The organism is Ensifer sp. 22460 (genome assembly GCF_052044935.1).
Taxonomy (GTDB): Bacteria; Pseudomonadota; Alphaproteobacteria; order Rhizobiales; family Rhizobiaceae; genus Ensifer.
In genome coordinates this window covers 132,634-144,123 of the sequence record NZ_JBQENZ010000021.1, presented here as the reverse complement: position 1 = coordinate 144,123, position 11,490 = coordinate 132,634, and the positions used below count along the sequence as shown (strand labels likewise).

At 63.0% G+C, this 11,490-nt stretch carries 12 protein-coding genes and 1 pseudogene; 5 read left to right on the top strand and 8 right to left on the bottom strand.

The window, feature by feature from the left end; translation table 11 throughout:
* Positions 1-328: helix-turn-helix domain-containing protein (locus ACTJKM_RS24160; RefSeq protein WP_440639882.1), on the bottom strand; the 328-nt coding region annotated here is incomplete at its 3' end.
* A gap of 289 nt (positions 329-617) precedes the next feature.
* Here ACTJKM_RS24160 and ACTJKM_RS24155 point away from each other — a divergent pair.
* On the top strand, positions 618-1,835 hold the full coding sequence (locus tag ACTJKM_RS24155; RefSeq protein ID WP_058327150.1) for an RDD family protein: 1,218 nt from the start codon (positions 618-620) through the stop codon (positions 1,833-1,835).
* A gap of 170 nt (positions 1,836-2,005) precedes the next feature.
* On the opposite strand, the gene ACTJKM_RS24150 is transcribed toward ACTJKM_RS24155, so the two are convergent.
* The 3 genes from ACTJKM_RS24150 to ACTJKM_RS24140 form a co-directional block, all read right to left on the bottom strand.
* The gene (locus ACTJKM_RS24150) at positions 2,006-2,602 is read right to left on the bottom strand and encodes a class I SAM-dependent methyltransferase (RefSeq protein WP_058322434.1); all 597 of its coding nucleotides are present in this window, start codon (positions 2,600-2,602) and stop codon (positions 2,006-2,008) included.
* A gap of 291 nt (positions 2,603-2,893) precedes the next feature.
* The gene (locus ACTJKM_RS24145; RefSeq protein WP_057253765.1) at positions 2,894-3,340 is read right to left on the bottom strand and encodes a hypothetical protein; all 447 of its coding nucleotides are present in this window, start codon (positions 3,338-3,340) and stop codon (positions 2,894-2,896) included.
* A 162-nt stretch (positions 3,341-3,502) separates the two neighbouring features.
* On the bottom strand, positions 3,503-5,140 hold the full coding sequence (locus tag ACTJKM_RS24140; RefSeq protein WP_082616045.1) for an arylsulfatase: 1,638 nt from the start codon (positions 5,138-5,140) through the stop codon (positions 3,503-3,505).
* 553 nt (positions 5,141-5,693) lie between these two features.
* On the opposite strand from ACTJKM_RS24140, the gene ACTJKM_RS24135 reads away from it, so the two are divergent.
* The 3 genes from ACTJKM_RS24135 to recX all read left to right on the top strand — a co-directional run bounded on the left by ACTJKM_RS24135 (position 5,694) and on the right by recX (position 8,787).
* A complete protein-coding gene (locus tag ACTJKM_RS24135) occupies positions 5,694-6,923 on the top strand; it encodes an aminotransferase-like domain-containing protein (protein WP_058327149.1) in 1,230 nt (409 codons plus the stop codon).
* Positions 6,924-7,193: 270 nt separating this feature from the next.
* Positions 7,194-7,964: a siderophore-interacting protein gene (locus ACTJKM_RS24130; protein WP_058327148.1), complete on the top strand. Its 771-nt coding sequence runs from the start codon at positions 7,194-7,196 to the stop codon at positions 7,962-7,964.
* A gap of 262 nt (positions 7,965-8,226) precedes the next feature.
* Positions 8,227-8,787, top strand: coding sequence for a recombination regulator RecX (gene recX / locus ACTJKM_RS24125; protein WP_280938103.1), 561 nt, complete (start codon positions 8,227-8,229; stop codon positions 8,785-8,787).
* Between the two features lie 21 nt (positions 8,788-8,808).
* On the opposite strand, the gene ACTJKM_RS24120 is transcribed toward recX, so the two are convergent.
* Positions 8,809-9,276, bottom strand: a complete 468-nt coding sequence (locus ACTJKM_RS24120; RefSeq protein WP_058327147.1) for a group III truncated hemoglobin — start codon at positions 9,274-9,276, stop codon at positions 8,809-8,811.
* A 151-nt stretch (positions 9,277-9,427) separates the two neighbouring features.
* Positions 9,428-9,937 carry an NUDIX hydrolase gene (locus ACTJKM_RS24115; protein ID WP_058322398.1) on the bottom strand — a complete coding sequence of 170 codons (510 nt, stop codon included), beginning with the start codon at positions 9,935-9,937 and terminating at the stop codon, positions 9,428-9,430.
* A 385-nt stretch (positions 9,938-10,322) separates the two neighbouring features.
* On the opposite strand from ACTJKM_RS24115, the gene ACTJKM_RS24110 reads away from it, so the two are divergent.
* Entirely contained in the window at positions 10,323-10,706 is a 384-nt protein-coding gene (locus ACTJKM_RS24110) for a GNAT family N-acetyltransferase (RefSeq protein ID WP_197423434.1), read from the top strand.
* A 22-nt stretch (positions 10,707-10,728) separates the two neighbouring features.
* Here ACTJKM_RS24110 and ACTJKM_RS24105 read toward each other — a convergent pair whose 3' ends face one another.
* Complete coding sequence (locus ACTJKM_RS24105; protein WP_057253779.1) at positions 10,729-11,070, bottom strand: DUF6616 family protein; 342 nt, start codon at positions 11,068-11,070, stop codon at positions 10,729-10,731.
* 141 nt (positions 11,071-11,211) lie between these two features.
* Positions 11,212-11,331, bottom strand: a pseudogene (locus ACTJKM_RS24100) (IS481 family transposase); the annotation flags it as partial.
* Positions 11,332-11,490 lie beyond the last annotated feature (159 nt).

Below are 11,490 nucleotides of genomic sequence, written 5' to 3'. Positions count from 1 at the left end.
TGTGCCGGACAAGGAAACGGTGCAGCGCCGACTTGCTGATGGCGATGCCCTGAGCTGCAAGGGCATCACGAAGTTCGAACAAGGTGCCGTCCCGGTGTTCCTCAAGCCACGACATGATCGCGTCGGCGTTGGCTTCGGTTTTGTACGAATGACGGTCTCCACCCAGCGGACCCGGTCGAACATGGCCCTGACGGACTTGCAGGTTTCGCCACCGGCTCACGCTGGCCGCACTGACGCCAAAGCGCTCGGCAGCCTCCCGGTGCGACGCTCCGGCTGAGACGGCGGCAAGAACACGTGCGCGAAGATCAACGGAAAGGGCTTTCGACATTATCTGCCGACCTCCATCGGCAGAAAGTTTGAATCAGAACCCATCTGATTTGCAAAGCCCAAATGATTCAATCAGTCAGGGAAACGCTCTAGCAGCGAAGCCTGAGGCGAAGCGGATCGGATACCGGTTTCGGCCGATGCGCGGGTGCCGGCTGCTGCCGCTTCGGCGCGCCAGAGCTGTTGTTGTGACGACGGCGCGGCGACAACTCCTGGAATGTTCATTTTGATTTCTGCAACTTTACCGCTGCGATGGCTTTTGCTACTCGTGCCGCAAGGCAAGGGGCAACAGCATGGCAGCTTGGTACTACTCGGCAGGACCAGAACAACATGGGCCTGTCGGTGACGACGAGGTTCGTACCCTCATTCGAGACGGCAAGATTGCGGACGAGACCGTCGTCTGGCGGGAAGGGGCGGAAGAACGGCGGGTGGCCGCAAGCCATCCCGAACTTGCCGAGGTCTTCGCAACGCTGCCGGAGCAACCGGGCGCGCTGGAACCCGGCGCCGAACCGGTCGCGGTCCTGCCAAGGCCGGCCGTCAGCTACCGGCCCTGGCCGCGGTTTTGGGCGCGCTTCATCGACAATTTCCTGTTCGTCCCGCTGCTTGGCGCGGGCATCGGTCTGTGGGCTGTCTTCTACGCGCCGAGCACCTACCTGCGAATGGTTTCCATGCCCAGCGTGCTGCTGGGCTTGATGTTGTTGCCCCTCGTCGCGGTGGTGCTTGCCATCAGCATGGCCGTCACGGGGACCACGCCCGGCAAGGCAATCGTCGGTGTGCGAGTTCCCGTGCCGCCCGGTCGCGACCGCTTCGCGTTCTTCCTGGTCAGGGAGTTCATGGTCTGGGTGGCGGGCCTGGGGTTCGGCATTCCCTTCGTTTCCCTGTTCACGCAAATCCGGCAGCACCGGCGCGTTGCCCTGGGGCAGCCCGCGAGCTACGACGATGGCAATCCGGCAGTTCTTGCCGATCCCTCAGAGGTTCGTTTCGGGGTCGCGCTCGCCGTTTCGGCCGCTCTGTTTGTCGGCACCTCCGTGCTCGGGATGGAGGATCGGCAGATGGAGAGGAACCTCCGCACAACCCAATCCTGGTCCAATCCGGTGACGCAGAGGGCGGCAACTATCGGAGCGTCCTGGCAGCCCGAGGAACTCGAAGTCGAGGATGGTCGCGCCTTCTATTTCTTTTCCGCCGAACTTCTGTCGGAGGCGGTGTTCGGTCACGAACAGCTCCCGTCCGAAGGCGTCGAAACCGCCGTTTATGCGGAGGCGCTTGCGTTCGCCTTGGCCTCGGATATCGAGATCACCTCTGCGTGGCAGCCAGTCACGGTCCTCGACATGACAGCCTTGCAGGCAACGGGGAAGGCTTTGGGTGTCGAGGATACGCGTGTTGAAGTGACGGTGGCCGTCAGCGGACGCGACGCGTGGAGAACGTTGGTCTACACCCGCGGAAGTTCTGGGGAGCAGCAGGCGGAGGCGAAGCGGTTTGTCGACGCCATGTTCGCAACGGCGCCGAAGTAGGCGTCGCTTGCATCGCTGGGGGATCGAATGCCTGTCGGGCAGAAGTGTGCAGCGGTTTTGCGGCGACGACGTTCATGAAAACAAGAGCTTAAAGCCTGGCGTGTGACACCTTTTCATGCGACAGGCCTTGGGGACACGCAGGTTGGCGAGACTCGGGCGCTGAGCGGGCGTCAGGCCGATCGGATTGCCGCGACATGCAGCCAGCGGGTCGGCTCGCCGTCGTAGCCGCCGCCATCGGCCTCGCTGATCTCGATGTTCGACCAGCGGCTGTGCTGGAGGCAAGTGCGAAGCCATTCTGCCGAAGGATAGTTGTAGTAGCGCCCCAGGCGGTCGTACCCCTCCGCCTCGCCGGCCTTGAAGCTCGCGTGGAGAACACCGCCCGGCCTCAGCGACCGATGAACGCGCTCGAGGACGTCGGCGAGCTCGGCGCGCGGCACGTGCAGGAGCGACGCTTCGGCCCAGATCCCATGGAAGCGGTCGTGCCAGTCGATCTCCTGAAACCTCATCACCTTGACCTTGCGACCGATGCGCTTTTCCGCCTCGCGGGCCAGTTCCGCCGAGCCGTCGCAGGCGGTGACGTCGAGAGCGGCTTCGAGCATGACGAGGCTGTCGTCCCCGCCGCCGCAACCAAGGTCGAGGACGGCGGCGCCCGGCGGCAACGCGCGCATGAAGGCGGCGAGCCGCGCCGTCGGCGGCTTGCGGTCGCGTGCGGCATAGGTGGCGGCGTTGTCGCGGTAAAAGGCGAGGGTGTCGTCGGGTTCGGCCATGCGTTCGTCTTGGCTGCGGTCCATGAGAGAGCGAGCGTAGCGGATGGTAGTCGCCTGCCACTGTCAAGGCCTGCGCGGCGCAGGCCGCTCGACGACCGGTTCGTCGGTGCGCCGCCGATCACTATTGCAAACACTGGAATTCCTCTTCGGAAGGCTTGAAGCCATCCGATCCGATCGATCCGCGACTGACGTCCGTGGCGAACGTCAGCCTCGCCGCCAATGTCACCTGATCAGGTGTCACGCCCTGAACTCATGTCAAACAGCCGGCGAGACCGGCAACTCCTTAACGTCTCACTTGGCGGCCTGGGTGGCGCCGAGGACGTAGCCTCCGTCCCAGTGCCAGATCTGCTTGTCGTCGACCGTGACCTTCACGATCGCCTGGAAACCGGCGAGCGTGCCGCTGCCCGCATGAAACGCACAGGTTCCAAGCGGCGGACTGGCCGATTCGTAGACGATGCAGTATCCGAGCGCCGAGTCGCCGTTTCCGACGGCGATGACCGCATTGCTGCTGGAGAAGAGCGGATTGGTGATCACCGGTCCGTAGTAGAGGATCTTGGTGCCCGCCGGGATCGCCTCAAGGTTCGATTCCGTGATGGTGCAGAAGCTCGGCGTGTCGCCGGTGAACTGGCTGCACTCCTTGGAGATCTTCAGGGGCTGCGTCGCGGGCGCCGTGGGTGCCGCAAAGGCTGCGGATGCCAGCGCCAGGGTGGCGCCAGCCGACAGGATAAACAGTCTCATGGCCTAGTCCCTCCGGTCGAATGAAGGGCGAAATTCTACTCTTCAGCTCCTCTGTCCGCAATTTCGTTCCTTTGAACTCTCCGGCAACGGGTGCGGCTTCTTCCGCCGCCGCCATCCCGCAGAGGCTGCCCTGCGAGATGGAAGCGGCGAGGGGCATCATGCCTATTGTTTGCCGCCGGTCGAGAGCTTGTCCATCACCTCGTCGAGATTGAAGCTTGCCGGCTTCTGGCGGATCGGGAACTCCCTGAAGCTTTCCAGCCACTTGGCGACCAGCGCCTGCGAGGGCACGAGGATGAAGGCGCGCTCTGCCATCCAGCGGTCGTATTCGAAGGATTCCGGGCCGCGCTCGAAGGGGTCGGCGCGGATGTTGATGATCCAGGGGACGCGAAGGCTGGTGAATTCGCGCTGCCAGACGCCGATGCCGGTGTGTTCCTGGATCTTGAAGTTGACCTTCCAGTCCTGCACCCGGATCGCCACCAGTTCGCCGTCGTCGTTCCAGTAGAGGAATTCGCGCCGGGGCGAATCCATCACTTCGCCGCGGAAGAAGGGCATCAGGTTGAAGCCGTCGAGGTGGACCTTGAAGGTCTTGCTGCCGGCCTCATAGCCGGTGAGGCACTTCGCCACGATATCCGGCTCGCCCGCGGCGGCGCAGAAGGTCGGGATCAGGTCGTAATGCGAGAACATGTCATTATAGACCGTGTTCGGCTTGATGACGCCCGGCCAGCGGATCAGCATCGGAACGCGATATCCCCCTTCCCAGTTGGTGGCCTTCTCGCCGCGGAACGGTGTCGTACCGCCATCCGGCCAGCTCATCACTTCGGCGCCGTTGTCGGTCGTGTAGATGACGATGGTGTTTTCGAGAACGCCAAGATCCTCGAGCTTCTTGAGCAGCTCGCCGACATGGCCGTCATGCTCCACCATGCCGTCGGGGTAGAGACCCTTGCCGGTCTTGCCTTGAGACTCTGCCTTCAGGTGCGTGAAGATATGCATGCGGGTCGAGTTGAAATAGCAGAACCACGGCTTCTGGGCATTGTGCTGGCGGTCGATGAAATCGAGGGCGGCCGCCAGGAACTCGCTGTCGACCGTTTCCATGCGCTTCTTCGTCAGCGCGCCGGTATCCTCGATCCGGCCATCGGCATAGGAGTGGATGACGCCGCGCGGGCCGAAGCGCTTGGCAAATTCCGGGCTCTTCGGATAATCGGGATTTTCCGGCTCCTCCTCGGCATTGAGGTGGTAAAGGTTGCCGAAGAACTCGTCGAAGCCGTGGGCGGTCGGCAGGAACTCGTCCTTGTCGCCCAGGTGGTTCTTGCCGAACTGGCCGGTGGCATAGCCCTGCGCCTTGAGCAGTTCGGCAACGGTCGGGTCTTCCGGCTGCAGGCCGAGATCGGCGCCGGGCAGGCCGACTTTCGTCAGGCCGGTGCGGATCGGCGACTGGCCGGTGATGAAGGCGGCGCGCCCGGCGGTGCAGCTCTGCTCGCCATACCAATCGGTGAAGAGAGCACCCTCATTGCCGATGCGGTCGATGTTGGGCGTGCGATAGCCCATCATGCCGCGGTGATAGATGCTCGGATTGAGCCAGCCGATATCGTCGCCCATGATCATCAGGATGTTCGGCTTGCCGCCGCCGGCGGCAGGCGCTGCTGATTGCTGCGCGTGCGCCGCGGGGGCGGAGACGGTCAGCGCCGCTGCGGCCAATGCACTGCCACCAAGCAGCAGGTCGCGGCGGCTGACACTCAAAAGCGGTTCGTTCTGAGGCTGTCCGTTCTGTTCGGGTTGATCGGATATTGGATGCTTGCTCATGGCATGTCGCTCCATATCGCCAGTGGATCGGGACCTTTGTGCCGCGTCATTGCTGCGATCGGGCCTGCGATCGGATCGAGCCGAGGGCAAATCATGCGGCACGTGAAAGCGCTGCAGCGGCCGTTGACGTCCGTCCGGACAGACGGCGCTGCCATGAAACACAATCGGTGGACGCATGACTGTGCGCCCGGCAGAGGCAGGCGGCAAGAGCGTAACAGTTACGCAGTGGCTTGCTTTGCCCGGGGCCGCGTGGCATTCGGCTTGGACTGACGTAACGTCAGGCCCCGGACGCAACGTGCGAAGAGCCCAAAAAGCCCGAAAAACGCACGGATTTAGGTCAATAATATTGACATAAATTAGCCATCGTGGTCCTGTCGCTTCGCCGTCCAGAGCGTCGCGCTCTCAAGTGGGATCGCTTGAAGTGGAAAGATGCTCTAGAACGAAAATGCCCGAGCGTCCTTTGTGCGTTCACCTGAAAGCACGGCGCTCTACAACGACGCGGGAGAAAGCGGAGAACCGCTTTCCGCACCAATAATCTCTGAGGAAACACCCCATGCTGGATTGGGAACACATCTTCGCGACGCGCTCGAGCCGGATGCGCGCCTCGGAAATCCGCGAACTTTTGAAGCTGCTCGATCGTCCTGACATCATCTCGTTTGCCGGCGGCATTCCCGACCCCGCGCTGTTTCCGGATGCGGAATTCAAGGACGCCTATGCGGAGATCTTCGCAGGCCCGGCCGTTGGCGCGGCGCTGCAATATTCGGTCAGCGAAGGCTACAAGCCACTGCGCGAATGGCTCGCCAAGCAGATGGAAAAAATCGGCATTCCCGCAGGCGCCGACAACATCTTCATCACTTCGGGTTCGCAGCAAGGCCTCGATTATCTCGGCAAGCTGTTCCTGTCGCCGAACGATACCGCACTCGTCACCTGGCCGACCTATCTCGGTGCGCTGCAGGCCTTCAACGCCTATGAGCCGACCTACGACCAGCTGAACCCGAACGGCAACCGCACGCCGGAAGCCTACCGCCAGGCGGCAGGCGAAGCCGGCGGCCGCGTCAAGTTCGCCTATCTGTCGGCCGATTTCGCCAACCCGACCGGCGAGACCGTCGACCGGGCAGGCCGCGAGCGCGTGCTGGTGCTTGCAGAAGAGCTCGACATCGCCGTCATCGAAGACGCGGCCTACCAGTCGCTGCGCTACGACGGCGAGCCGGTGCCGCCGATCCTGGCGCTCGAAATCGCCAAGAAGGGCGATATCAACAACACCCGCACCATCTATTGCGGCTCGTTCTCGAAGACGCTGGCCCCGGGCCTTCGCGTCGGCTGGGTCTGCGCCTCGGAAAAGGTGATCCGCAAACTGGTGCTTCTGAAGCAGGCGGCCGATCTCCATTCCTCGACGATCAACCAGATGGCGATCTGCACGGTTGCCGAGCGCGGCTTCGACCAGCAGGTGGCCAAGATCCACCGGGTCTACAAGCAGCGTCGCAACGCCATGCTGGCGGCGCTCGAAAAGTACATGCCCGAGGGCGTTTCCTGGACGAAGCCGGAAGGCGGCATGTTCGTCTGGGTGACGCTGCCGAAGGGCATGGATGGTGCGGCACTGCTGGCGAAATCGATCGAGACGGTGAAGGTCGCCTTCGTGCCCGGCCGCGCCTTCTTTGCCGACGGCTCGGGCGAAAACACCCTGCGCGTCTCCTTCTCCTGCGCCAACGACCAGATGATCGACGAGGGCATTCGCCGCCTCGGCGATCTCGTCCGCGGCGAAGCGGCGGCGCTGGCTGCCTGAGACGCCAAGCTTCCGGTTCAGAAAAAGAACGCGTCCGCTACGGCGGGCGCGTTTTTCTTTTGGCTGGCGCCACCACGAAGATGTGATCAGGATGACGCATTGATCGGTGCAGGCCCTTCCGGTAGACAGAAGGCGTGACATGACCGGGCGTATCCCGGCCACGTAAGCGTTAACGTCACTCAACGCGTATGATCGAACGGCTTGAAGCGGCTTCGATCTGCGCGACTGTGTCCTGCGGATCGAGGTTTTCGAGCCCCCTAAGGGATGCAAATGGACAATCCTCTCAACTATTCCAACCTTCCTGCGCCGCGCATCGAGCGCGTTCGCCATGAGCTCAGGCGGCGGTCGCTCGTCGTCTCCGGCATCGAGCGTATTACGCCTGGCATGCTCAGGATCACGCTTTCCGGCGAAGATCTCGCGGACTTCGTCAGCCTCGGGGCGGACGACCACATCAAGATCTTCGTGCCCGGAGTCGACGGCACCGTGGAACACCGGGACTATACGCCCCGGCGCTACGACAACGACGCACGCATCCTGGCGCTCGATTTCGCGCTGCACGAGGCGGGGCCCGTGACCGCCTGGGCGATGAATGCTGCGGTCGGCGATCACCTCGAAATCGGCGGGCCGCGCGGTTCGGCCGTCGTCTCGGGAGATTTCCGGCGCTGGCTGCTGATCGGCGACGAAACGGCGCTGCCGGCCATCGGGCGGCGGATCGAAGAGACGCCTGATGGCCACGAGATCACCAGTATCGCGGCTGTCACCGGGCCGGACGAACGCCAGGCCTTCCGCACCGAAGCGGCGCTCACGACCCATTGGGCCTATCGTCCGCTCGATAGGGCGAGCGACCCTTCGGCGCTGCTCTCGGTCGTGCGTTCGGTGAAGCTCGAGCCCGGCACCTTCGTCTGGATTGCGGCTGAGGCCGCGGTGACACGGGCGATCCGCAGCCATTTCGTCGAGGAGCGTGGCCTGCCGCTCACCTGGCTCAAGGCCTCCGGCTACTGGGTGAAGGGTAAGGCGGACAGCACCGAGAAGTTCGACTAGCGACCGCGAGAACGGAGGGCCACCGGTTCGAAAGATCCGCGCGGCCCTTCCGTCGCGGCGCCCTCATGCCCGCGCCCGCCTTTCGGTGCGCTCGCCGCCATTCCAACGGAACAACGCCCGCGAAAACTGTGAGCCGGGTTGGCTGCGGAATTGCCTTGTCCGGGAGAGTCAGGTCATTTCGCATTTCGATGCGGCGCTGGTCCGATCCCTCGGATCGCGATCGGCTGTTGCTGACTGTGGTCACTACGAGGGTAGGGCAGGCTTGAACCTCAACGACGAGACAGAGCAATCGGATCAGCCGACGCCGCGCATGTATGCCTGGGCGCGCAATTCCGCGGCCTATCGGCTTCATCGCCAGATGCTGACGGAGAAGCAGCTTTTCGATGCGATCGCGCGCAAGGCGCGGGAGAAATTCGAGGATATCAGCGCCACCCAGGTGGAACTTCTGGCCGCTGCCGCCGTGACTTTCGCCTACGACAACGGCGCGCTCGACGATCAGGCCTATGCCGAGATCAAGACCCGCTCGGGCATGCGCGGCGGCAAGTCGAAGCGGGCGATCGCGCAGAAACTGTCGCAGAAGGGCATCGCGAAAACCGATGTCGCAGCGGCGGTTGCGGAGGCCGACGATCTCTATGCCGCCGTCGTTCTTGCGCGGAAGCGCGCTTTCGGCCCGTTTCGCAAGATCGATCTCGACGAGAAGCGCACGACGAAGGAGCTTTCCGCCTTTGCCCGGGCCGGTTTCAGCTTCGAACTGGGCAAGCGGGTTTTTGCAATGTCCTTTGACGAGGCGGAGGAAATCCTGATCGCGGGCCGCTTGCTCTGACGGTCCGGCAAGGCCCGTCCGTCACCCGCGCTTCAGCGCGGGGTCGTCGAGGGCGGGATTGTAGAAGAGGGAAAGCGTCAGGCTGCGGGCGATACGCTCGGCCGCCGCCATGAACCAGGCCTTGGCCTCCTGGTTGGGCGCGATGTCGTCGAGGGTGGTGGAGAAGAGTTCCAGCCATTTCGGGAAGAGATCCGGCGTCATGTTGGCGACGCCGACATGGGCCTGCACCGGCTTGCCGCCATAGGCGCCGTTGCGGAAGGCGACGGCCGACCAGAAGCTCTTCATCTTTTCCATATGCTCCGGCCAGCGGCCCGAAAGCCGCGCGTCGAAGACGGGCCCAAGCTCCGGATGGGCGAGCACGCGCCCGTAGAACGTATCGACCAGATGACCGATGAAAGTCTCGTCGACGCCGATCGCCTTCATCTCGGCTTCCGCCCGTTCACGGATCGCCGCGACATGGACGGCGCGGCCCTGCAGTTCGTCGTTCATCCTAATACCCCGGCTTCGGCCCTCGGCTTTGCCGGCCTCATATAGGCGCTGTTGGCGCCAGCGCCAAAGGCCGAACCGCCGATTGCGGCAATCTGTCGTCAATGCGGGGGCGAGTGTTTGCGGTTTGGACGGGACCGCAGGATGCTATCGTTCAGCGCGGCACGAATTCGACCAGCAGTGACTTCAGTTCGATTTCGCGGACACGGCGCGCTGCTTCGTCGGGACTGACCCAGGCGAGAACGCGCTCGCCGCGTTCCTTGAAATCATCCGCCATTTCATCGACTTCGATCTGGAAGATATCGACCACGCAGGGCACGACGTCGCCGTCATCGAGCGATTTCAGATAGGTGTAACTGCCGACCGGCTTTTTCCGGACCTTGCCGCGTACGCCGGCTTCTTGCCAGGCCTCGATTTCCGCCGCCTCGTATGGCTTCTTGCGCTTCATCGGCCATCCCTTGGGAATGACCCAGCGACCGCTCTCACGCGAAGTGACCACCAGGATTTCGATGCCGCTGCCAGCTTTCGCTGGGCGGAAGCAAAGTGCGGCGATTTGCTGGCGAAACGACCCTGAAAACAGCTTCTCGGGCGATCTTGCAAGTTGTTGCAAGAGCGTTCCGGCCTTGCCGGTCTTTTGCCCGCTGTCCTTCTTGGTCGATTTCATGCGTCCCTTTTCTGTCGCGCCCTTGTGCAAGCGCCGGCAGTTTCGCGGCGAGATACTAATGGCAACCGCTTGTTACGCGGAAGCGGTGGCGGATGGCAATCCGATGATCGGGCGTGCTTCATCCACCGAATATTTGCCGCCGCGAGGCGCGCAACTGCGCGCGCCAGGCGTCCCACGTCGTAACCGCTACGTACAACTGTCGCCGCGCTAAGGCGCAATCCCCCGCCGCTGGCATTGGCTGGCGGCGGGGATGGCGCCCTTTTGGGGGCGGCATTCCATCGTCATTGCGCGGATCGATCAATCGCCGTAGGTTCCCGCGAAAATTGCGGAACCGGACCATGCGAATTCGACTTGCGGTCAAGGATGACCATCCGGACTCTGTGCGATCGACACCGTTGCGGCGGGCGATCCAACACGATGCGGTGACATCGCGGCCTGGCTGGAAAACGGCTGCTGCCATCTGGTCGAGATCGATGGCGAGGTTGCGGCCTATGGCGTGCTGACCCGGCACTTCTTTGGCCACGCCTTTATCGAGATGCTGATGGTCGGCTCGTCCTGGCGCCGGCGTGGTCTCGGCGCGGCGCTAACCGCGCATTTCCAGACGATGTGCGCCGGCTCAAAACTCTTTACCTCGACCAACATGTCCAACCGCGTCATGCAGGATCTGCTGATCAGGGCCGGTTTTCGGCCGAGTGGCTATATCGACAATCTGGACGAGAACGACCCGGAGATCGTTTTCGACAGCCCCCTCAAGCCGATCGCGAGTTAAGGAAGCGGGACACAGGCAGGACCTATGCGGCTTCGCCGAGCTGCGTAAGGTGGCCGGCAAAATCGATGCCTTTGCCGCCGGCGTTGATCGTGTCGAAATACTCATGCCAGCCGGATTGCGCGATACCCGAAACGAGCGCTTCCAGCGCCGTCGCATCCGGACAGCGCCACACCGCGAAGAAGGTTTGCGAGGCCGCGTGCAGCTTGGACTGGTCGACCTTGCCGAAGGTGATCAGCTCCACGCCGAGCGCCGTCAGCGCCGGCATGGCGGAGCCGATCGCGGTGAAGAACTGCTGGCGTCCCTGCCTTGAAAGGGCAAGCCACGCCGGCTTGGCGCTGTAAAGTTCGGTCAGGTAGTGAGGCATAGTCTGCTTTCGTGTCTGCTTGTCAGTCTGAAATCGGAGTGTTCGGTCGGAGAGCCGTTTCATGCTCCTGCAATTTCAGAGTCAACACGTTGCCTGTTGTTGGCTGTGGATGGAGATCCCGGTCGTTGACTGAAGCGGCGCGCCTGCAACCGCGCTGATGCCGAACCGACGGCAAAGCTCCCGCCGGTTCGCTCCTTCCATCATCGCCAGACGAACGAACTCGCGACGTTCTTCCATCGCCGACACCTCTCGCCAGGGCATGGACCGATCTCCTCAAGACCAAATCCAGCCGATGATGTGTCAGCTATCTCCCCGAACACCTGTCAGGTATCTCCCCGGACTGAACATCGAGCCCGAGGATGACGGGTGGGGATGTGGCGGACTAGAGCATCCTGCCTCCAAGCCGCATCACTTGAGGGC